This window comes from Pseudomonas sp. Z2-11 (assembly GCF_054161305.1).
Genome location: NZ_CP096395.1, coordinates 666,339 through 687,652, shown reverse-complemented (window position 1 = coordinate 687,652; position 21,314 = coordinate 666,339). Strand labels below are relative to the sequence as shown.

21 protein-coding genes are annotated in these 21,314 nt (G+C 63.2%); 16 read left to right on the top strand and 5 right to left on the bottom strand.

Annotated elements, in window-relative coordinates:
• Window positions 1-96: 96 nt before the first annotated feature.
• The 4 genes from cobJ to cobG are packed head-to-tail and all read right to left on the bottom strand — an operon-like array spanning window position 97 to window position 4,457.
• Window positions 97-1,791, bottom strand: a complete 1,695-nt coding sequence (cobJ, locus tag M1E16_RS02945) for a precorrin-3B C(17)-methyltransferase (RefSeq protein ID WP_458129161.1) — start codon at window positions 1,789-1,791, stop codon at window positions 97-99.
• The gene (locus M1E16_RS02940; RefSeq protein ID WP_458130278.1) at window positions 1,788-2,519 is read right to left on the bottom strand and encodes a precorrin-2 C(20)-methyltransferase; all 732 of its coding nucleotides are present in this window, start codon (window positions 2,517-2,519) and stop codon (window positions 1,788-1,790) included. The genes cobJ and M1E16_RS02940 overlap by 4 nt, the downstream gene beginning before the upstream one ends.
• On the bottom strand, window positions 2,519-3,145 hold the full coding sequence (locus tag M1E16_RS02935) for a precorrin-8X methylmutase (protein ID WP_458129160.1): 627 nt from the start codon (window positions 3,143-3,145) through the stop codon (window positions 2,519-2,521). Before M1E16_RS02935 ends, M1E16_RS02940 begins: the two co-directional genes overlap by 1 nt.
• Complete coding sequence (gene cobG / locus M1E16_RS02930) at window positions 3,138-4,457, bottom strand: precorrin-3B synthase (protein ID WP_458129159.1); 1,320 nt, start codon at window positions 4,455-4,457, stop codon at window positions 3,138-3,140. The genes M1E16_RS02935 and cobG overlap by 8 nt, the downstream gene beginning before the upstream one ends.
• 363 nt (window positions 4,458-4,820) lie before the next feature.
• On the opposite strand from cobG, the gene cbiE reads away from it, so the two are divergent.
• The 12 genes from cbiE to M1E16_RS02870 all read left to right on the top strand — a co-directional run bounded on the left by cbiE (window position 4,821) and on the right by M1E16_RS02870 (window position 14,635).
• A complete protein-coding gene (cbiE, locus tag M1E16_RS02925) occupies window positions 4,821-6,032 on the top strand; it encodes a precorrin-6y C5,15-methyltransferase (decarboxylating) subunit CbiE (RefSeq protein WP_458129158.1) in 1,212 nt (403 codons plus the stop codon).
• Window positions 6,025-7,122, top strand: coding sequence for a cobalt-precorrin-5B (C(1))-methyltransferase (locus M1E16_RS02920; RefSeq protein ID WP_458129157.1), 1,098 nt, complete (start codon window positions 6,025-6,027; stop codon window positions 7,120-7,122). Before cbiE ends, M1E16_RS02920 begins: the two co-directional genes overlap by 8 nt.
• Window positions 7,119-7,847: a cobalt-precorrin-6A reductase gene (locus tag M1E16_RS02915; RefSeq protein WP_458129156.1), complete on the top strand. Its 729-nt coding sequence runs from the start codon at window positions 7,119-7,121 to the stop codon at window positions 7,845-7,847. The genes M1E16_RS02920 and M1E16_RS02915 overlap by 4 nt, the downstream gene beginning before the upstream one ends.
• 190 nt (window positions 7,848-8,037) lie before the next feature.
• Window positions 8,038-8,340, top strand: a complete 303-nt coding sequence (locus tag M1E16_RS02910; RefSeq protein ID WP_305497097.1) for a type II toxin-antitoxin system RelE/ParE family toxin — start codon at window positions 8,038-8,040, stop codon at window positions 8,338-8,340.
• Window positions 8,341-8,343: 3 nt separating this feature from the next.
• The gene (locus tag M1E16_RS02905; RefSeq protein WP_305497099.1) at window positions 8,344-8,634 is read left to right on the top strand and encodes an addiction module antidote protein; all 291 of its coding nucleotides are present in this window, start codon (window positions 8,344-8,346) and stop codon (window positions 8,632-8,634) included.
• A 120-nt stretch (window positions 8,635-8,754) separates the two neighbouring features.
• Window positions 8,755-9,153: a DUF2946 domain-containing protein gene (locus tag M1E16_RS02900; RefSeq protein ID WP_458129155.1), complete on the top strand. Its 399-nt coding sequence runs from the start codon at window positions 8,755-8,757 to the stop codon at window positions 9,151-9,153.
• A 46-nt stretch (window positions 9,154-9,199) separates the two neighbouring features.
• A complete protein-coding gene (locus M1E16_RS02895; protein ID WP_434695994.1) occupies window positions 9,200-9,679 on the top strand; it encodes a copper chaperone PCu(A)C in 480 nt (159 codons plus the stop codon).
• A 12-nt stretch (window positions 9,680-9,691) separates the two neighbouring features.
• Window positions 9,692-10,111, top strand: coding sequence for a DUF2946 domain-containing protein (locus tag M1E16_RS02890; RefSeq protein ID WP_458129154.1), 420 nt, complete (start codon window positions 9,692-9,694; stop codon window positions 10,109-10,111).
• A gap of 206 nt (window positions 10,112-10,317) precedes the next feature.
• A complete protein-coding gene (locus tag M1E16_RS02885) occupies window positions 10,318-11,697 on the top strand; it encodes a PepSY-associated TM helix domain-containing protein (protein ID WP_458129153.1) in 1,380 nt (459 codons plus the stop codon).
• Window positions 11,698-11,895: 198 nt separating this feature from the next.
• Window positions 11,896-12,684, top strand: coding sequence for an ABC transporter ATP-binding protein (locus M1E16_RS02880; protein WP_458129152.1), 789 nt, complete (start codon window positions 11,896-11,898; stop codon window positions 12,682-12,684).
• Window positions 12,681-13,628: an ABC transporter substrate-binding protein gene (locus M1E16_RS02875; RefSeq protein ID WP_458129151.1), complete on the top strand. Its 948-nt coding sequence runs from the start codon at window positions 12,681-12,683 to the stop codon at window positions 13,626-13,628. Before M1E16_RS02880 ends, M1E16_RS02875 begins: the two co-directional genes overlap by 4 nt.
• Window positions 13,625-14,635, top strand: a complete 1,011-nt coding sequence (locus M1E16_RS02870) for a FecCD family ABC transporter permease (protein WP_458129150.1) — start codon at window positions 13,625-13,627, stop codon at window positions 14,633-14,635. The genes M1E16_RS02875 and M1E16_RS02870 overlap by 4 nt, the downstream gene beginning before the upstream one ends.
• Here the strand turns inward: M1E16_RS02870 and M1E16_RS02865 are convergent.
• Complete coding sequence (locus M1E16_RS02865) at window positions 14,610-16,148, bottom strand: class I SAM-dependent methyltransferase (protein WP_458129149.1); 1,539 nt, start codon at window positions 16,146-16,148, stop codon at window positions 14,610-14,612. The two genes, M1E16_RS02870 and M1E16_RS02865, sit on opposite strands and share 26 nt — an antisense overlap.
• A gap of 272 nt (window positions 16,149-16,420) precedes the next feature.
• Between M1E16_RS02865 and urtA the strand changes: the two genes are divergently transcribed.
• The 4 genes from urtA to urtD all read left to right on the top strand — a co-directional run bounded on the left by urtA (window position 16,421) and on the right by urtD (window position 21,313).
• Window positions 16,421-17,686: an urea ABC transporter substrate-binding protein gene (gene urtA / locus M1E16_RS02860; RefSeq protein ID WP_458129148.1), complete on the top strand. Its 1,266-nt coding sequence runs from the start codon at window positions 16,421-16,423 to the stop codon at window positions 17,684-17,686.
• 176 nt (window positions 17,687-17,862) lie between these two features.
• Window positions 17,863-19,365, top strand: a complete 1,503-nt coding sequence (gene urtB / locus M1E16_RS02855; RefSeq protein WP_458129147.1) for an urea ABC transporter permease subunit UrtB — start codon at window positions 17,863-17,865, stop codon at window positions 19,363-19,365.
• Complete coding sequence (urtC, locus tag M1E16_RS02850) at window positions 19,365-20,441, top strand: urea ABC transporter permease subunit UrtC (RefSeq protein WP_434569961.1); 1,077 nt, start codon at window positions 19,365-19,367, stop codon at window positions 20,439-20,441. Before urtB ends, urtC begins: the two co-directional genes overlap by 1 nt.
• Complete coding sequence (gene urtD, locus M1E16_RS02845; protein ID WP_434673428.1) at window positions 20,441-21,313, top strand: urea ABC transporter ATP-binding protein UrtD; 873 nt, start codon at window positions 20,441-20,443, stop codon at window positions 21,311-21,313. The genes urtC and urtD overlap by 1 nt, the downstream gene beginning before the upstream one ends.
• Window position 21,314: the final 1 nt, after the last annotated feature.

Below are 21,314 nucleotides of genomic sequence, written 5' to 3'. Positions count from 1 at the left end.
ATCGCTCCTTGCCTAATAACCAGTACGCCAACTGCTGCGCGATTAACGAACAGCAGTCAACGTAACGACAGCGGCCCGAGCGGGCCCGCCAATTAATCACAACGGCTTATCGCCGTACCAACGCGGCGTATACACCCAGTCGCCACCTTCAGCGCGCGGAAATACGCAGGTGGTGGAAGAACCGATCAGCACCATGGTGCGCATGTCCACCTGGTCCGGGGTCAGTTGCCCCAGCGTGATGACGCGCAGGGTCTGGCCCGGTCGGCCGATGTCACGTCCCAGCACTACTGGAGTATCAGCCGCGCGGTGTTGTGCGACGATTTCCAGCGCTCGTCCCAGTTGCCAAGGACGGGAGCGGGAGATCGGGTTGTAGAACGCCAGGGCCAGGTCCGCCTCGGCCGCCAGGTCCAGGCGTTTCTCGATGATCGACCACGGCTTGAGATTATCCGACAAGGACATCACGCAGAAATCATGACCCAGCGGCGCGCCGGCCTGGGCCGCCGTGGCCAGGGAGGCCGAGACGCCTGGCAGGATTTGCAGGTCGACATTATGCCAGTCGGCATCAGTCGACTCATGCAGCGCTTCCAGTACAGCGGCAGCCATGGCGAATACGCCAGGGTCACCGGATGACACCACCACCACCGACCGGCCCTGAGCCGCCAGTACGAAGGCATGTCGGGCACGCTGCATTTCTTCGCGGTTGTCTGTGCAATGCTGCACCTGGTCGGCCCGCAAAGGCCCGGCCATGCGCACGTAAGTCTCATAGCCGAGCACATCGTTGGCGCGGTCGAGTTCGGCACGTACGGCCGGGACCATCAACTCTGCCGCTCCAGGGCCAAGGCCGATCACCGCCAGACGTCCGCGCGCACGGCCAAGCTGCAGCGGGTCGACGGGCCGCTCAGCCACGGCGATGGCCACGCCACCCATTGGTTGCAACGAAACCGGCAGGCCCAACGCATCACCCAACCATTGCTCGATGTCATCGCTGGCCCGCGCGAAGCGCAGCGGCACACCCAGCGCCAGCGCAGCGTGGTGCAACTCGACGCGGGCCATGTCGCTGTCCGCCGCCAGCAGGCACGCCAGCGATTGCACGGCGAGGCCGGCTCGGTGCAGCGCGTCGCTGACCGCAGTCGACACATCCGGCGTGCCGGCACTCACCGCGACCACCACGTTGCGCGGATAGATCCGCAATTCGTCCGGCGCGGGCACACCCGCGGCGCTGTCGATGCGTATCGCCAACCGTGCCTGCGCATCCTGGGGCAATTGCGCCTGGTCCAGCCACGGCGCCGCGCCTTCGACCCGCACCGGCTCGCCGGCGAGCAGGTCGGACACGAAGCGCTTGCCCTGCTCCAGGTCGCCGAGGCTGTAGCCGCTCGGTGGATTGAGCAGGCAGGTGCCAAAACGCAACTCGCCGCTGGTGGTGATCGCCGGGGCAACTTGCAGCGCTGTCGCGATTTCCCGGGCCATGACATTCACGCCGCCCAGACCGCCCAGCAGCGGCACCACGGCGCTGCCATCCTCGGCCACCGCCAGCACCGGCGGCTCGACGCCTTTTTCCAGCAACAGCGGCGCGAGGGTGCGAATGACGATGCCCGCCGCGCACAGCGCAATGATCGGCGTGTCCTGTTGATAGAGTTCGCGCAATGTGGTGCCGAACTCAAGGTATTGCCGATCGCCCTCGACCCGCCCGACGAGGCCATGGATCAGCGCATCGGGATAGCACTGCTGGATTCGTCGGGCCGTCGCGAGACTGCCCGGGCCGAGGATGACAATTGCCGCCGGTTTCCTCATCCCTGCCACCGCTCGCCCGGGACGATGATCAGCGAGAAGTACGGCGAAGACATCGGCTCGACTTCATCCAGCGGCACGATTTTCTGGTTGGCCATGGTCGCGCGCTCGACGTACAGCGCCCGCCCGTCCATGCCCAATTCCTCAAGCACCTGCCGAACCTTGGGAAAATTGCGCCCCAGCTTCATGATCACCGCCGCATCGGCATCGGCCAGCCGACGCTTGAGATCGTCGTGGGGCAGGACGCCGGAGAGCACCGACAGGCTCTGGTTGCGATAGACCAGCGGGGCTCCCAGCACCGAGGCACCACCGAGCATCGAACACACGCCGGGAATGACCTCGGCCTCGTAGCGCTCGGCCAGGCGGTCGTGCAGGTACATGTAGGAGCCGTAGAAAAACGGATCGCCCTCGCAGATCACCGCCACGTCGCGACCGGCATCCAGGTGCACGGCCAGTTGCTCGGCGGCGGTGTCATAGAAGTCAGCGATTACCTTTTCGTAGGACAACGGCGCCGGCAGCACTTCGGTGGTGACCGGGTAGACCAGTGGCAGCAAGGTTTGCGCGTCCTGCAGATGGGCCTCGATGATGCCGAAGGCGTTGCCTTTCTTGCCCTTGGCGACGAAGTACGCCACCACCGGCGATTCCCGCAGCAGGCGCAGGGCCTTGACCGTGATCAGTTCCGGGTCACCCGGCCCTACGCCGAGGCCGATCAAGCGTCCAGGCTGCTGCATCATTCAACCTCCGTGGCGAGGGCATTGACGGCGGCGGCGGCCATGGCGCTGCCGCCCAGGCGGCCTTGCATGATCACGAACGGCACGCCTCGGCTGTCAGCCGCCAGCGCGGCCTTGGACTCGGCGGCGCCAACAAAACCCACCGGAAAGCCAAGGATCAGGGCCGGTTTCGGCGCGCCGGCATCGAGCATTTCCAGCAGATAGAACAGCGCGGTCGGTGCGTTGCCGATGACCACGACGCTACCTTCCAGGTGTGGACGCCACAGCTCCAGCGCGGCCGCCGAGCGAGTGTTGCCCAGCTCGCGGGCCAACGCTGGCACGCTGTCGTCGCGCAAGGTGCAGATCACCGGATTGTTGGCCGGCAGGCGCGCCCGGGTCACGCCCTCGGACACCATCCGCGCATCACACAGGATCGGCGCACCGGCCGTCAGTGCCTGGCGCCCCGCCGCGCCTGCGCCTGCGGAAAACTGCAGGCCATCGACCACCTCGACCATGCCGCAGGCGTGGATCACCCGCACCGCGAGTTTTTCCAGATCGGCAGGAATGCGCGCCAGATTGGCCTCGGCGCGGATGATCGCGAAGGAGTTGCGATAGATCTCCTGACCGTCGCGGATGTAATCAAGCATCAAGGGGGCTCCGGGGATGAGCGTCGAGCCAGTGGCCGAGCGCTTCGATTGTCAGATTGTGTGCTTGCAGCGCGCCGAAACCCGGCAACGCGGCATCACGAAAATAGAGGTCATAACGACCAGGGGCGACCGCCAGCAACGTCGCCGGGGCGACGTGGGCCGCCGCGCACGATCGCTGGCAGCCGGACAGATGAATGCTCAAAGCCTGGCCCCGACGTTGCAGCAGATCCGCCAACTGGCGGGCATCGCCCTTGGTGTCGGCAAGGCCTTTGCCACAGCCATTGGAGCCGGTGCAGGCGATGAGTTGCGCCAGGGAGTGATCGAGCGAACACAACAGGCCCAGCGCGTCGAGCTGGGTCAACACGGCATCCGCATCTTCGCGGCGCACGTTGGGCAGCAACAGGCTTTGCCAGGGAGTGAAGCGAAGATTGCCGTCGCCCTTCTCCCGCGCCAACTGCGCCGCGCCGCGCAGCATGACCGTATCAAGCCGGCCGAGGGGCGCCGCCGCGCCGACATAGACCCGTTCGTCGTGCTGGGAATGAATACCGATGTGCAGGCCGCCGGGCGACGCACTCCGCCGCCAGTCAAGGCAAGGTTGCAGCGGCACGCGGCCGGCCAACCGGGTCATGAATTCATCCACGGCACATTCAGCCAGCAGTTGGCGCATGCGGTTCTGGTCCGGGCGGGCCAGTTCGAGAAACAGCTCCAGCACCGCTACCACCAGGGCATGCCCTTGGGCCAGGGGCACCTTGCCCGCCGGCGTGTCCAATGGCGAACCGGCCAAGCCAAAGGCAAGCCAGGGCTCGCCGTGCTGAACAAGCGCCGATAGCCACAGGTCATGGTGATGCTCGAGCATCGCCAAGGCTTCGCCACCGTCCAACTGCACGGCGAACTTGGCCGAGAGCTCGTGGAAATGTTCGTGGGTTTGCAGGGTGAAGAGGATCTGCGCGGCCAGCGGACGGGTGTCGAACAGCATCTGCCGGTCGAGCCCCGCCGAGGGGCTGAGCATCAGGTTGCGCACGTCATCGCCGGCCGCCTTGCGCGGGCCAAGCCCGGCGGCCAGCAACGGCTCGATCAACGCATCCGGCTCAGGGCCGATACCGCGGATCTGCAAATTGCCGCGGTTGGTGGCCTCGATCACGCCACTGGCGAACTGCTCGGCCACCCACGCGACGGTTTCGGCCTGATCCGCGTGGATGACGCCGCCATCGAGCTTGACTCGGCAGATTCCTCCGTCCAGTGCCTGGACGACACGCAGCAACCCCGGACAACCCGAGGGGCGAATGACATTGGAAGAGGGACGTTCGTTCAAGGCAGAACCGGTAAATAGGAAACGCCGCAGCGGCGAAGGCCGCCATTATGCCTGCTTTGCCTGCGGTCATGAAAAGCTTGCCGGTCGGATTGCTGACAGCAAGCCCCGACTTCGGCACGCCGTTATCCAAAACGGTGGGAGCGAGCCTGCTCGCGAATGCGTCTGCCTGAACAGAAAATGTTGAGTGGACCGACGTCTTCGCGAGCAGGCTCGCTCCCACAGGGGATGGCGGCGAACACAACTTTTGTGAACAACCCGATCAACATTGTGGGAGCGCCTGACCGGGCGAGGCACGGTATGATGGCGACCCGGTTCGCGGCGGCAACAAGCCTGGCGATCAACCCATTTATTCGAGGAACAGAGATGACCCCCTGGCTGACCGTAGTGGGCATCGGTGAAGAGGGCTTCAAAGGCCTGGGCCGAACGGCTCGCCATGCATTGCTGCGGGCGTCGCGGATACTGGGCAGCGCCCGTCAGTTGGAACTGCTGCCGCGGTGTATCCGCGGCGAGCGGGAGCTGTGGCCAAGCCCGTTCTCCCTGGAACCGCTGCTGGCTCGACGGGGCGAGCCGGTGTGCGTGCTGGCCAGTGGCGATCCGATGTTCTATGGCGTCGGCGCCAGCCTGGCGAAACAGCTGCCGGCCGAGGAAATGCAGGTCATCCCCGCGCCGTCCTCCTGCTCACTGGCGGCGGCGCGCATGGGCTGGCCGTTGCAGGACGCGGTCACGCTGTCGCTGGTGGCCCGCCCCCTGGCAGCGCTCAATGCGCACTTGTCCAGTGGCGTCAGGCTGTTGCTGCTGAGTAACGACCGCCACAGCCCCAGCGCCGTGGCGATGCTGCTGCGCGAGCGCGGATTCGGCCCGAGCGCCATGACCGTGCTGGAGCACTTGGGCGGTGCGGCAGAACGACGGATCGACGGTTGCGCTGCGCACTGGTCCGATGAGGCGGTCGCCGATCTGAACCTGATCGCCATCGAATGCCGCGCCGATCCGTCGACGCAGCGCCTGTCACGCCTGGCCGGCCTGCCGGACAGCGCTTTCGAGCATGACGGCCAGCTGACCAAGCGCGACGTGCGTGCCGTCACCCTGGCTCGCCTCGCCCCGACCCCCGGCGAGCTGCTCTGGGACGTCGGCGCCGGCAGCGGCTCGATCGGCATCGAATGGATGCGCGCCCACCCCAGTTGCCGAGCCCTGGCCATCGAAGCCGACGAAGGCCGCCAAGCCTTGATCGAACGCAACCGCGACACCCTTGGCGTGCCCGGCCTCCAATTGATTCGCGGCAGCGCCCCGCAGGCGCTGGAGAACCTGGAGCGTCCGGACGCGGTGTTCATCGGTGGCGGCGTCACCCGTGAAGGCGTGCTTGATGCCTGTTGGGCCCGGCTCAAGCCTGGCGGTCGGCTCGTCGCCAATGCCGTGGCCCTGCAAAGCGAGATGACACTGATGAGCTGGCGCGAACGCCACGGCGGTGAGCTGACCCGCATCCATGTCGCCCAGGCCCAGCCTTTGGGCGCATTCGATACCTGGCGCCAAGCCTTGCCAATCACCTTGCTGGACCTGACGAAACCTCTCGATGCGTGACGAAACCGCCGAGCAACCCGCCCCCCTGCGCAGCGGCCTGACCACCGGCAGCTGCGCCACGGCCACCAGCCTGGCGGCGGCGCGACTGCTGCTGTGCGGCACCGAGGCCGATGCCGTGGAAATCGTCCTGCCCAAGGGCAAGCAGGTGCAGATGCGCCTGGAGTTCTGCCGGCTGACCGAACAAGGTGCCGAGGCCGGAACGATCAAGGACGCTGGTGATGACCCGGACGTGACTCATGGCGCACTGTTGTTTTCCCAGGTGCGCCTGATTGCCGAACCTGACGTGCGTTTTGTTGCCGGTCGTGGCGTCGGCACGGTGACGCGACCGGGACTGGTCCTGGCTGTCGGTGAGCCAGCAATCAACCCGGTGCCGCGCAAAATGATCAACGATCACCTGGGTCGCCTGGCCGAGGAAAGCGGTTATGCCGGGGGGTTCGAAGTCACAGTCAATGTCGAGGGCGGCGAAGCCCTGGCGCTGAAAACCATGAACCCGCGACTGGGCATCCTCGGCGGTCTGTCGATCCTCGGCACCAGCGGCATCGTCCGGCCGTTTTCCTGCGCAGCCTACATAGCGTCGATCCACCAGGGCATCGACGTGGCGAAAACCAACGGCTACCTGCACATCGCCGCGTGCACCGGCAATGCCAGCGAAGACACCATGCGCCGGGTCTACAACCTGCCGGAAATCGCCCTGATCGAAATGGGCGACTTTGTCGGCGCCGTGCTCAAGCATGTGCGCAAGGTGCCGGTGGAAAAGCTCAGTCTTTGCGGCGGCTTCGGCAAGATCAGCAAACTCGCCGCCGGACATATGGACCTGCACAGCCGCCATTCAAGCATCGACCTGCCACAACTGGCCAAATGGGCGGCGGCAATCGGTGCCGATGAGAGGTTGCAGCACGACATTCGTCAAGCCAACACCAGCCAGCAAGCCCTCGCGATGGCCAGCGCCGTCGGCATCGCCCTCGGTGATGCCGTGTGCGAGCACGCCCTGGCCTTCGCTCGCAGCGTGGTCCCGGCCCAGGTCCAGGTCGAAGTCTTCGCCATCGACCGTCAGGGCGCAATCGTCGGCCACGCTGGAGCCTTTAAATGAAACGCATCCTGCTCCTCGGTGGCGTCACCGAGGCCCTGGCCATCGCTCGCACGCTCGGCCCCGAGCACATCTACAGCTTGGCGGGCATCGGTCGCGTCCCCACCGACCTGACCTGCCAGGTACGTGTCGGCGGCTACGGCGGCGCCGAAGGCCTGGCGCAATTCATCCGCGCCGAAGGCATCGACCTGCTATTGGACGCAACCCACCCCTACGCCGCGCAAATCAGCTACAACGCCGCCCGTGCCGCCCGCGCCTGCGCCATCCCCTGCTGGGCCCTGCGCCGTCCGGCCTGGCACCCACGGGCCGGCGATGACTGGCGCGAAGTGGCCGACTGGGCCGAACTGATCCAGGCCTTGCAGCCTTTTCGCCGCCCCTTGTTCACGCTCGGCCGGGAGCCGCTGCAGCATCTGCATGAAATCCCCGCCGAACAGTTCTGGACCCTGCGAGCACTGGACGTTTATCCCGGCAACGAACGCTGCGAAGTCATCGGCGCCCGTGGGCCGTTTCACATTGATGGTGAACGCGAACTGTTCGAACGGCGACGAATCGATGTGCTGGTCAGCAAGAACAGCGGCAGCACGGCCACCGAGCCGAAGCTGGAGGTGGCCCGGGAGCGGGGGGTGCCGGTGCTGGTGTTGAAGCGGCCGGTGTTGGCGGGGGTGGATCGGGAGTTCGCAGCGGTCAATGACGTGCTGGATGCTTTATCCGTACCCAACGGCTTTTGAACTCAGCAGATCAGCGAGACATTTCTGACAAGTTTCCAGACGCAGCCGGCTGTTTCGTCCAAGACGTTCAATTCTATAGTTCCGCTCCTTGATACCCACCGCAGCGTCTGGCAGTCATCAAGCATGAGCGATCCGTCTCGCGCCTGGAAATGCGCTGCTTGCCACAGCGTATCCCAAGGAATACGATCCAATGATCGAATTTGTACAGTCCCGGATCTTCTCAAGCTGGCTTGACGGTTTGAGAGACGTCACAGGGAAAGCTCGCATTATTGCCAGGATTCGATCTGCCGAACATGGCAATCTTGGTGATTGCGAACCGGTCGGCAACGCCGTGTATGAGATGCGCATTCACTCGGGCCCAGGCTACCGAGTGTATTTTGCCCGTCGAGATTCCGTGCTTTACCTGCTGCTTGCGGGAGGTGATAAATCAACTCAGAAACGGGACATCAAACGCGCTGTTCAAATAGCGCAAGCCATGGGTGATGAGGAGTGAATCATGACCGCAGAATTCACACGTTTCGATGCAGCCAGCTATCTCAAGACGCCGGAGGAGATGGCCGCTTATCTGGATGCCTGTTTTGAAGAAGATAGCGGTGACGGCGCACTGGTTCGCGCAGCTCTCAACGATATCGCCAGGGCAAAAGGCATGACGCAGATCGCCCGTGATGCCGGGCTCGGGCGAGAGAGTCTTTATAAAGCCCTGGGCAGTGCGGGCAATCCAGAATTCACAACTATCATAAAAGTCATGAAAGCTCTGGGCTTGAAGTTACGTGCGACGACCATTTGAAAATCCATTGCTACTGTTAACACCAGCCCTGCGACCCTACACCGCACGTGGCCTTTTTACTTCTCGACACCGATCAGGCTAAATACCGCCACCTGATCGCCCAACCGAGCGGATTGCCCCATGTCCCGACAACGGCTTGCATTTGCCTGGATCGCCTGCTTCGCAGTGCTGTTCAACATGCTTGCCATGCCGCTTTCCAATAGCGCCGGTGCAGCCGCCAGTACGCCAGCGGAACAAATGCTGTGGGGCAGTTTCTGCTCATCCAGCGGCACGAAGATGCTGGCGGTTTCCCTGGGCAAGCTGGAACAAGGCACGCCACAGAAAGACAATCACTCGACGATGCAGCATTGCTGGTGCTGCTCAGGCCCGGCGCCGCTGATGGCGCTCGCCGGGCACGCCCCGCAGTTGTATCTGGACGCACAACGGGCCGATCGCGGTACGGCCCACGCAAAGCTCGACAGCCCGACCCCGCGCCAGCAATGGCCCAGCCTCAATCCCCGTGCTTCGCCTCTGGTCTGATTCTTCCCGCATGAAACTGCGTCCTGAATCGTTCCGGAGAATTGCCATGTTGAACAGACTCATCCTGCTGGCCGCCCTGCTGCTCCCGGTTGGCTTCGCCCAGGCTCACCAGTACAAGGCCGCCGAGCTTGAGATCGCCCACCCGTGGTCTCAGGAGTTGCCACCCAACGCGCCAACCGTGGCCGCGTACTTCGTGATTCACAACGGCGGCGCCACCGCCGACAAACTGCTCGGCGTCGACTCGCCGATTGCCGGCAAGGCCGAGCTCCATGAGCATGTGATGCAAAACGACCTGATGAAAATGCAACCGGTGCCCGTCGTCGCCATCGCCCCCGGTGCGACCGTCACCTTCGCGCCGATGGCCTATCACGTGATGTTGCTGGACCTGAAGGACCGCAGCTTGCTCAGCGACGGCAAACGTTTCCCCATGACCCTGCATTTCGAAAAGGCCGGGGACGTGACGGTGGATGTCGCGGTGCAGAAAAAAGCACCCGACGGCACCAAGACACACCAGCACGCCCAGTAGACGTAGCCGCCCATGCAACCTCGTCGCGCCAGCCCGTCCAGGCACCGCCGTCAGCCCATGAGCCTGACACGCGGCAGCTGGATCAGCCTGTTCGCCATGCTGATGATCTTTATCGGACCACTGGTTTCCCAGTCGATGCCGATGGATCAGCGCATGTCCATGCCTGTGTCCATGAGCATGGATATGGAGATGAGCATGGACATGCCGGCGCACGAACACTGCGCGCCCCAGAGCGAACACCACGCGTTATGGGAAAAATGCGGTTATTGCAGCCTGCTGTTCAACTGCCCGGCGCTGCCTGGCGGCCACACATTCGCCGTCTTCGACACCCCTCCCAGCCACACCTACACCAGCCCTTCCCCGCGCCTGGGTCATGCCCGGACGGCATTCTTTCCGGGCGCCCGCACCCGCGCACCGCCACTCGACGCGTAAGCCCGCACCTGCTCACCCGGTCGCAAAGGACAGCCCAACGCTGCCCTGGACACGGATGAGTGCCTGACATCTGGGCCGAAGCAAACATAAAACCCGTGGGAGCGAGCCTGCTCGCGAAAGCTTTCGCGAGCAGGCTCGCTCCCACAGAGGTTGCATCGCTCAGCCGATATTTGAAGAACCGAATTTGCCCTGCGGAGCGCTTTGCAATGAGCCAACCGAAACCCAATTTCTACAACCTGGCCTGGCGCTGGCATTTTTATGCCGGGCTGTTCGTGGCGCCGTTCATGGTGATGCTGGCCTTGACCGGGATCATCTACCTGTTCAAGCCGCAACTTGATCCATTGATGTACGGCAACCTGCTGAACGTACCGGCCGGGCATCACAGGCTGGCGGCGGACGACCTGCTCAAGCAGGTCCGCCAGGCCTACCCCGAAGGCCAGGTCAAACAGTACCTGCCGCCGATCAACGCCGAGCGCAGCGCGCAATTCGTGGTGATCGACAAGGGTCGGGAGCTGAATGTGTTCATCGACCCGTACCACGGCGACGTGCTCGGCGAGCAGGACGCGAAAGACAACCTGCAAGCCATGGCCCGGGCGATTCACGGTGAATTGCTGATCGGCACCGTCGGTGACCGGCTGGTGGAAATGGCTGCCGGCTGGGGCGTGGTGCTGGTGGTTTCCGGACTGTACCTGTGGTGGCCGCGCGGGCAATCCTCGGCCGGCGTGCTGTGGCCGCGCTGGGGTGCTCGCGGTCGGGTGTTCTGGCGCGACTTGCACATCGTTGTCGGTTTCTGGGGCGCAGCGTTCTTGTTGGTGATGCTGCTCAGCGGCATGACCTGGACCGGCTTCTGGGGCAAGCAGTACGCGGACCTGTGGAACCGTTTCCCGGCGGCGATGTGGAACGACGTACCGAAGTCCGACATCGAGGCCGGCAGCCTCAACAATGCCCATCGCCAGACCGTGCCCTGGGCGGTGGAGAACACGCCAATGCCGATGTCCGGCGACCACGCCGAACACATGGCCCACGGCGGCATGCACGAAGGCCCCGCCGCACCCACCGTCAGCCTGCAAGCGGTGCAGGACATCGCCACCGAGCGCAAAGTCGAGCCCGGCTACAGCATTACCTTGCCAACGACCGCCTCGGGCGTATTCACCATCGCCGTGTTCGCCGATGACCCGCGCAACGACGCAACCCTGCACGTGGACCAGTACACCGGCAACGTCCTGGCCGACGTGCGCTGGGAGCACTACAACCTCGTTGCCCGCGCCACCGAGACCGGGGTGATGCTGCACGAAGGCAAGATGTTCGGTCCGGTGAACCAGATCATCGTCCTGCTGATCTGCCTGATGATCCTGCTCAGCGCCGTGAGCGGAATGGTGATCTGGTGGAAACGCCGGCCCCAGGGCAAGTTCGGCGTGCCGCCACTGCGCCACGACCTGCCGACGTGGAAGACCGGTGTGTTCATCATGTTGGCCCTGGCGGTGGTGTTCCCGTTGGTGGGGGCGTCGCTGGTGGTGGTGTGGCTGTTGGACCGGCTTGTTACCCGGTTCAATCGCCAGCCTGAGGCCGCTTCATCTTCAAGCTGAGAATTGCGCGTTAACGGAAAGCGGCGCGAAGCCTCTACAATCGCGGCGCTCTCCGGCTGTAACCACAGCCAAACCGTGGGAGCGAGCCTGCTCGCGAAAGCGCTGAATCAGCCAACAGTGATGTGACTGACCTCTCGCCTTCGCGAGCAGGCTCGCTCCCACAGGGTTGGGTGTCGATCCGATAATCTGAGTAAATGCATGACCTCGCTAACCCTCTCCCACCTCGCCTGGACACCGCTGGGCCATGGCCACTGCCATCACCAGTTCCAACTGCGTGATGCCACGTTGCAGGTGGCGGCCGGGGAGTTTGTCGGGTTGATCGGGCCCAACGGCAGCGGCAAGACCAGCCTGTTGCGCTGCGCCTACCGCTTCAGCCGGCCAGAAAGCGGCGAGGTCAGACTCGAACACCACAACGTCTGGAAACAGCCCTCGCGCTGGTGCGCCCAACGCATCGCCGTGGTGCTGCAAGAGTTTCCCGACGCCTTCGGCCTGACGGTGGATGAGGTGGTCGCGATGGGGCGCACGCCGCACAAGGGTCTGTTCGATGGTGACAATCAGGAAGATCGCCGACTGGTGCTCCAGGCATTGGAGTCGGCCGGGCTTGCAGGCTTTGGCGACCATGCATTCGCCACGCTCTCGGGCGGTGAGAAACAACGGGTGATCCTCGCTCGCGCCCTGGCCCAGCAGCCGCAGTTGCTGATCCTCGACGAACCGACCAATCACCTCGACCCGCGCTATCAATTGCAGTTGCTGCAACTGATCAAAGGCCTGGGCATCGGCACCCTCGCCAGCATTCATGACCTGAACCTTGCCGCCGCGTTCTGCGACCGCCTGTACGTGATCGAACACGGGCGCATCGTCGCCAGCGGCACGCCCAGGGACGTCCTCACTGTAGACCTGTTGCGCGAAGTGTTCGGCGTCGCGGCCCTGGTGGACGAACACCCGCTGGCCGACTACCCACGAATCACCTGGATAACCCAACCATGATCCTGCGTCCCCTGCTGTTGCTTCCGTTATTGCTGGCAAGTTTGCATGTCCAGGCCGAGACCAGCCGCTACCCGCTGACGATCCAGAGCTGCAACCGCCAGGTGGTGTTCAACGAGGCCCCTCGGCACGCCCTCAGCCATGACATCAACATGACCCAGATGATGCTGGCCCTGGGGCTAAAGCCACGCATGGTTGGCTACAGCGGCATCAGCGGCTGGAAATCGGTGACGCCGGACATGGCCAGGATCCTCGATGGCCTGCCGGAACTGGCCGCCAAATATCCCTCGGTGGAAACCCTGCTCGACGCCAACGTCGATTTCTTCTTCGCCGGTTGGGACTACGGCATGCGCGTCGGCGGCGACCTGACTCCGCAGACCCTGCAGCCGCTGGGCATCAACGTCTACGAACTGACCGAGTCCTGCGCGTTCGTGATGAAACGTCCGGCGGCCTCGCTGGAGGACACCTACAACGATCTGCGCAACCTTGGAAAAATCTTCGACGTCCAGGATCGCGCCAACGCGCTGATCGCCACGATGCAGGCCCAGGTGGCCGAAGTGCGCAAGCACCTGCCAACCCGACAACCGCGGGTGTTCCTGTATGACAGCGGCGAAGACCGGGCCATGACCTCCGGCCGCCTGGGCATGCCCCAGGCCCTGATCGACGCGGCCGGCGGGCACAACATTCTGGATGACGTGGATACCAGTTGGACCCGCGTCAACTGGGAGAACGTGGTAGAGCGCAATCCCCAGGTCATCGTGATCGTCGATTACGGCGAAGTCAGTGCCGAGCAGAAACAGCAATTCCTGTTGAGCAACCCGGCCCTGCAATCAGTCGATGCGATCAAGCACCGGCGCTTCGTCGTGATCCCTTACGTGCAGGCCACGCCAGGTATCGATAACGTGCTGGCGGTGCAAACCCTGGCGCGGGGTTTCCACGGCCAATGAACGATCGTCGCTATGGTGCACTGCTGCTACTGCTCGGCGCGCTGCTACTGGTGTCGTGCGTGGTGTCGCTGGGTTTCGGGCCGGCGCGGATACCGGTGGCCGTGGTCTGGGACCTGCTGCTGCACAAGGCCTTCGGTGTCGGCGAGGTGCATTGGACGCCCGGCCAGGAACACATCGTCTGGCTGATCCGCGTCCCGCGCCTGCTGCTCGGGGCGCTGGTAGGCGCAGGGTTGGCGTTGATCGGCGCGGTGCTGCAAGCGGTGACACGCAACCCGCTGGCCGATCCGCACCTGCTCGGCGTCACCTCCGGCGCCACCCTCGGGGCGGTCATCGTGGTGTTGCACGTCGGCGAGATCATCGGCCTGCTGACCCTGCCGCTGGCCGCCTTCATCGGCGCGCTGTTGAGTATGTTGCTGGTGCTGGCCATCGCTGCCCGCCAGGGCCGCCTGGAGAGCGATCGCCTGCTGCTCTGCGGCGTAGCGGTGTCATTCGTGATGATGGCGGCGGCCAACCTGCTGCTGTTCCTCGGTGACCATCGCGCCAGTTCGGCGGTGATGTTCTGGATGCTCGGCGGCCTGGGCCTGGCACGCTGGGAACTGCTCGCGGTACCAGCCGCCAGTGTGCTGCTGGGGCTGGTGCTGCTGCTGGGCATGGCCCGGCCTTTGAACGCGCTGATGGCCGGGGAGCAGACCGCCGTGACGCTGGGGCTGAACGCGGCAAAGGTACGGCTATGGATTTTCCTGATCGCGTCCTTGATGACCGGCGTACTGGTGTCCATCAGCGGCTCGATCGGTTTTGTCGGGCTGATGGTGCCCCACATCGCGCGACGCCTGGTGGGCGCCGAGCATCGTCGGCTGCTGCCGGCCTGCGTGCTGCTCGGCAGCCTGTTCCTGGTATGGGTGGACGTGGCGGCTCGCACGCTGATCGCGCCGGAGGATTTGCCGATCGGGGTCGCTACAGCCGCTATCGGTGGGCTGTTCTTTATGGGTCTGATGCGCCGTCGCTGAAAAGGTGCTTCTTCTTGTACACGCCGAATAGCTCGGTACCAAGGCCGCCATTTCGAAAATGCTCCAGCTCCGCTCGAACCATATCAATGACCAACGCCCGGTCCTCGGCCTTTGCAAGATTAAAATTTCCACTGTAGGCGAGATTGACCATTCGCCAGAGGAAGCAGTTGGTACGGTAAACATCTACCGGCTTGAGCCAACGTTCGAGGAGCGCGGTAATTTCCTCACTTCGAATACCCTCGAAGCACCCGATCGAGTGGTCCTTGTCTGGAATGACAGCATCGACAACCTGGGTATCGGCGTTCAGCCGGTAGCGTGCCGGCAATGCCGAGAACGCGGCATCAGCCGCAATTATTGCCTCAGGCCACAAGCGATTGCCATTGCGCCCCACGGCCTCACCCACACTCCAGAACTCGCCATCGTTTTTCAAACTATGGGAGATAAAGAGCATCACTTTTTCCAGCTCGATCAAATGGTGCAATGCCGAGACGCAGATAATAACGTCCCACTGCTCACCGGTAGGCACCAGGTTATTCGCATCGGCCACGATCAGATCGAGGACGACCCCTGAAGAAAACTGCTTCGCCGCGATGTGAAGCAGGTCTTCATTGATATCCAGCAGTGACCATTCCACGCCTTCCGGAACAGCGGCCGACAAACCAGCTTCTATCCGCGCGGCACCACTGCAGATCGACAGGACTTTTATTGCACCGTGATCCCTGACTTTCCGACGTAGCCTTGCTTGAAAGTCGGGCGGCGTTTGCGGGACGTTCGCCCTCAGCATACGAGTGGCATAGGAGTAGGCGACCTCTCCTTCAAACGGCTCCAGAATCACCATCTCGGACTGGGCACCCTGCCCTTGCGCCGGAGCCAGTCCATTCAATCGGCGAACGTTGCGAGCAACGCCCATGGCCGCTTCACTCTGTCGCTCCTGAACGCTCGAGTAAAACTCGTTCCGGTAGACGCTACTGAAGTGTGCTATCTCGTTTTTCACGCGCATCTGATGGTGTGTTTTCGCCAGGAGAAGCTTCATCACTCCTTCCCTGGCAACGCACAAGTCAGCTATCGCCAACCAGTCGGCTGTAGGGTCATTTTTGGCCCCTGGCCCGCACGTTACCAAGAGACGGCCACGTTTCCCCGCCAACCAAGCCAGATCCAGATCCACCGACCGCCATTCCGACGGCGTAGATCCTCCGCAAATATGAAAGATCCCGAGTGGGAATTTGGTTTGACCTGGATCATCGACAAAAACAACTGAACACGTGAGCCCGTCGACACTGATGCCTGGCAGCGCTGCCGAAAAACGAATGTAGAGTCTGGAATCGGAAAACACATCCAGCTGGCTACTTCGCAGATGTTCCCCGGCGGTGAGAATCAGCGAATATCTCGCTTCTCGCAAATGCGTCACGTGCATCCATTGCGGATGCCCGGCCGGTTTGACTTCAGGCAACACGGCGAATGCTGCCGTCTCGTCGAGAAGAAAATAACTTGCAGCGCCAGAGTCAGTATTCAAACGGCTTTCCTTACTTCGCAATGGCAGAAGAGTCAGCATAGTCGGGCGGGCGATAATTTCACCTTGGGTCAACCTCATCCGCGCCCCAATGCGGAGCGCCATCCTGCACCAGCATCAGCGATGTGGTCGCTGATGGTGCATCGTCACTTCCCTCTCTCGCCGTCGACCCCGCATTTCAAAGCTTTTCCCCGACCGGGCACACCCCTTGCAAAAGCGCTTTCAGCGTTTGCATCTGCCATCCAGAAAAACATAAAGACCACGGAGATCGCACAATGAAGCGTCGTAGCTTGATCAAGGCTTTTACACTCTCGGCAAGCATTGCCGCGATGGGCATGGCCTGGACCGTCCAGGCCGCCGAGACCATCAAGGTCGGCATCCTGCATTCGTTGTCCGGGACCATGGCGATCTCCGAAACGTCCCTCAAGGACATGGCGTTGATGACCATTGACGAGATCAACGCCAAGGGTGGCGTGAACGGCAAGAAGCTTGAAGCGGTGGTCGTGGACCCGGCATCGAACTGGCCGCTGTTCGCTGAAAAGGGCCGCCAGTTGCTGACCCAGGACAAGGTCGCCGTGGTGTTCGGCTGCTGGACCTCGGTGTCGCGCAAATCCGTGTTGCCGGTATTCGAAGAACTCAACGGCCTGCTGTTCTATCCGGTGCAGTACGAAGGCGAAGAGATGTCGCCGAACGTTTTCTACACCGGCGCCGCGCCAAACCAACAGGCGATCCCGGCGGTGGAATACCTGATGAGCGAAGAAGGCGGCAGCGCCAAGCGCTACTTCCTGCTCGGCACCGACTACGTCTATCCGCGCACCACCAACAAGATCCTGCGTTCATTCCTGCATTCCAAAGGCGTGGCGGACAAGGATATCGAAGAGGTCTACACCCCGTTCGGCCACAGCGATTACCAGACCATCGTCGCCAACATCAAGAAATTCTCTGCCGGCGGCAAGACTGCCGTCATCTCCACGGTCAATGGCGATTCCAACGTACCGTTTTATAAAGAGCTGGCGAACCAGGGCTTGAAAGCCACCGATGTACCGGTCGTGGCCTTCTCGGTGGGCGAAGAGGAACTGCGCGGCATCGACACCAAACCGCTGGTGGGTAACCTGGCGGCGTGGAACTACTTCGAATCCGTGGATAACTCGGCGAACAAGAAGTTCGTCGATTCGTGGAAAGCCTACGCCAAGGCCAAGAACCTGCCGGGCGCCGACAAAGCCGTGACCAACGACCCGATGGAAGCCACCTACGTCGGCATCCACATGTGGGCGCAAGCGGTTGAAAAAGCCAAGTCCACCGATGTCGACAAAGTCCGCGAAGCCCTGGCCGGCCAGACCTTCGCCGCGCCGTCGGGCTACACCCTGACCATGGACAAGACCAACCATCACCTGCACAAGCCGGTGATGATCGGCGAGATCCAGGCCGACGGTCAGTTCAACGTGGTCTGGCAGACCGAAGGTCCGATCCGCGCGCAACCGTGGAGCCCGTTCATCGCCGGCAACGACAAGAAGCCTGACTATGCGGTGAAGAGCAACTGAGCCCATGGGTGTCGGTCCGAATTTCCGGACCGACACACAACCCTTGTGGGAGCGAGCCTGCTCGCGAATGCTGTGTATCAGCGATATTCATCCAGGCTGACCCACCGCATTCGTCGGATCGCCGCCCGGAGCAGGCTCGCTCCCACAGAGAAAGAAGTTTGCGCAAGGCCTAGCATATGCCCACCGCCCTTTACCGCCTCATCCTCGCCTTGGCACTGCTGCTGCCATTGACGGCCCACGCCGGCGAAGCCGAAGACTTCGTCGCCGCCAACCCGACCCAGCAGGCCAAGCTCCTGGAAGCCTGGGCCGCGCAGCCCGACCCGGCGCGCGTCGAATTGATCAATGCCCTGCAGCAAGGCCAATTGACCATCGACGGCCAGCCAAAGACCCTGCGCCTGAACAACCGTTTGCGAGGGCTGATCGAAACCGCTCTCGCCAGCCACCAGCTACTCGCCGTGGACGCCCGTGTGCGCCTGGCTGCCGCGCAGCAATTGCAAAAAAGTGCCCGCCCCGCGCAACTGGCGTTCCTTGACCAGCAACTGGCCGGCGAGCAGGACGAAGACGTGCATGCCGCCCTGAGCCTGGCCCTGGCGAACCTGCAACTGGTAGATGCCAACCCTTCCGTGCGCCTGGCCGCCGTCCGCCTGCTGGGGGAAACCGGCGACCCGCTGGCCCGCACCCGCCTGGAAACGCTGCTCGAACCCGGCGTCGAAACCGATGCCGCCGTGCGCACCGCCGCCGAAACCAGCCTCGGCCAGGTCAAGCGCAAACTGCTTATCGGCGAGTTGCTGGGCCAGGCCTTCAGCGGCATGTCCCTGGGCTCGATCCTGCTGCTCGCCGCCCTCGGCCTGGCAATCACCTTCGGCCTGCTCGGGGTGATCAATATGGCCCACGGCGAGATGCTGATGCTCGGCGCCTACTCCACGTATGTGGTGCAGATGCTGTTCCAGCGCTTCGCCCCGAACGCCATCGAGTTCTACCCGCTGATCGCCCTGCCTGTGGCGTTTTTCATCACCGCGGCCATCGGCATGGCACTGGAGCGCACGGTGATCCGCCACCTCTACGGGCGCCCGCTGGAAACCCTGCTCGCCACCTGGGGCATCAGCCTGATGCTGATTCAACTGGTGCGCCTGGTGTTTGGCGCGCAGAACGTCGAAGTCGCCAACCCGGCCTGGCTCTCGGGTGGGATCCAGGTGCTGCCGAACCTGGTGCTGCCATACAACCGCATCGTGATTATCGCCTTTGCGCTGTTCGTGGTGGTCCTGACCTGGCTGTTGCTGAACAAGACGCGCCTGGGCCTGAACGTGCGCGCCGTGACCCAAAACCGCAACATGGCCGCCTGCTGCGGCGTGCCCACCGGGCGGGTCGACATGCTCGCTTTCGGCCTCGGCTCGGGCATCGCCGGGCTCGGCGGCGTGGCTTTGAGCCAGATCGGCAACGTCGGCCCGGACCTGGGCCAGAGCTACATCATCGACTCGTTCCTGGTGGTGGTGCTCGGCGGCGTCGGCCAGTTGGCCGGTAGCGTGTTCGCCGCGTTCGGCCTGGGCATCGCCAACAAGATCCTCGAACCGCAGATCGGCGCCGTGCTCGGCAAGATCCTGATCCTTGCGCTGATCATTCTGTTCATCCAGAAGCGTCCGCAAGGTCTCTTCGCGCTTAAAGGACGGGTAATCGACTGATGAACCAGCCCCTGATGCTCACGGCCACACAAAAGGCCGGTCCCAAACTCACCGTTGCCGTCGGCGCGCTGATCCTCGCCGTGCTGCTGAGCCTGCCGTTGCTGTCGTTGCTGGCGGCGGACAATCCGCTGCACATCTCGGCCTACACGCTGACCCTGGTGGGCAAGATCCTCTGCTATGCCATCGTCGCCCTGGCGCTGGACCTGGTCTGGGGCTACGCCGGCCTGCTCTCCCTCGGCCACGGCCTGTTCTTCGCCCTGGGCGGCTACGCCATGGGCATGTACCTGATGCGCCAGGCCGCCGGTGACGGCCTTCCGGCATTCATGACGTTTTTGTCGTGGACCGAACTGCCCTGGTACTGGGCCGGCACCGACAGTTTCCTCTGGGCGCTGTGCCTGGTGGTGCTGGCACCGGGTTTGCTGGCACTGGTTTTCGGCTTCTTCGCGTTCCGCTCGCGGATCAAGGGCGTGTATTTCTCGATCATGACCCAGGCCCTTACCTTCGCCGGGATGCTGCTGTTTTTCCGCAACGAGACGGGTTTTGGCGGCAATAACGGCTTCACCAATTTCCGTTCGATCCTGGGCTTTGGCATCACCGAGCCGGGCACCCGCGCGGTGCTGTTTTTTGCCACGGTGCTGTTGCTGGTGGCGAGCCTGTTCATCGGTTGGCGCCTGGCCCGCAGCAAGTTCGGACGGGTGCTGACGGCCCTGCGCGATGCGGAAAACCGCCTGATGTTCTGCGGCTACGATCCCCGTGGTTTCAAGCTGTTCGTCTGGGTGCTGAGCGCAGTGTTGTGCGGCCTGGCGGGGGCGCTGTACGTGCCGCAGGTGGGCATTATCAACCCCAGCGAAATGTCGCCAACCAACTCAATCGAAGCTGCCGTGTGGGTGGCCCTTGGCGGGCGCGGCACGCTGATCGGACCGCTGCTGGGCGCTGGCGTGGTCAATGGCATGAAGAGCTGGTTCACCGTGGCGTTTCCTGAGTACTGGCTGTTCTTCCTCGGCGCGTTGTTCATTGTCGTGACGCTGTATCTGCCCAAGGGCGTGATCGGCTTGCTGAAGAAAAGGGGCGAATGATGCGAATCACACCCACGGCGGACTTCATGCTCGAACCGATTATCGAGCCCCCTGTCGATGCCAATCGGGACCAAGGCAGCAGCCGCGATGCGATCGGCCTCGGCCAAGCCGCTGGCGTGGGCCTGAACACCCGCCACGGCACCATCCTGACCCTGGAAGACATCAGCGTCAGCTTCGACGGTTTCAAGGCGCTCAACGATCTGAACCTGTACATCGGCGTCGGCGAATTGCGCTGCATCATCGGCCCCAACGGTGCCGGCAAGACCACCTTGATGGACGTCATTACCGGCAAGACCCGGCCCAGCCACGGCAAGGCCTGGTTTGGCGAAACCCTGGACCTGACCAGCATGAGCGAAGTGCAGATTGCCCAGGCCGGTATCGGCCGCAAGTTCCAGAAGCCGACGGTGTTCGAAGCCTTGAGCGTGTTCGAGAATCTGGAGCTGGCGCTCAAGACCGACAAATCGGTATGGGCCAGCCTGCGGGCGAAACTGACCGGCGAGCAACATGACCGTATCGGCGAAGTGCTCGAAACCATCCGCCTCACCGCCTCGGTCAATCGCGCCGCCGGGTTGCTGTCCCACGGGCAGAAGCAATTTCTCGAGATCGGCATGCTGCTGGTCCAGGACCCGCAACTGCTGCTGCTCGACGAACCGGTGGCGGGCATGACCGACGCCGAGACCGACTTCACCGCCGAGCTGTTCAAGTCCCTGGCCGGCAAACATTCGCTGATGGTGGTGGAACACGACATGGGCTTCGTCGGCGCGATCGCCGATCACGTCACCGTGCTGCACCAGGGCAGCGTGTTGGCCGAAGGGTCGCTGGAGCAGGTGCAGGCCGATGAGCGGGTGATCGAGGTGTATCTCGGTCGATGAG